We start from the raw sequence: 242 nt of genomic DNA, 5'->3' as shown, positions 1-242 counted from the left end.
TCCCAAGGCATCAACAGCGGGAACGACCGCGTCGACCAGGAGATAACCGGCGTGTTCCCCTCGGTTTCGGACCTGCGGTCCATCGCGCCGGTCAGCGTCGGGTCGGGCATTCTCGGGTCGTTCATCGGCGCGATTCCCGGCGCTGGCGGCGACATCGCGGCGTTCATCACGTACAACGAGGCAACCCGCTGGCTCAAAGACAGCGCCCCGTCGTTCGGCGAGGGGAACATCCGCGGCGTCGC

Annotated in this window: 1 protein-coding gene; it reads left to right on the top strand. The window is 67.4% G+C overall.

Annotated features, from left to right (window positions below; translation table 11 throughout):
• On the top strand, positions 1 to 242 hold a 242-nt coding region (locus tag HKX41_13100; GenBank protein ID NNC25071.1), incomplete at both ends, for a C4-dicarboxylate ABC transporter permease.

The organism is Salifodinibacter halophilus (genome assembly GCA_012999515.1).
GTDB lineage: Bacteria > Pseudomonadota > Gammaproteobacteria > Nevskiales > Salinisphaeraceae > Salifodinibacter > Salifodinibacter halophilus.
This window is presented reverse-complemented; position numbering and strand designations above follow the sequence as displayed.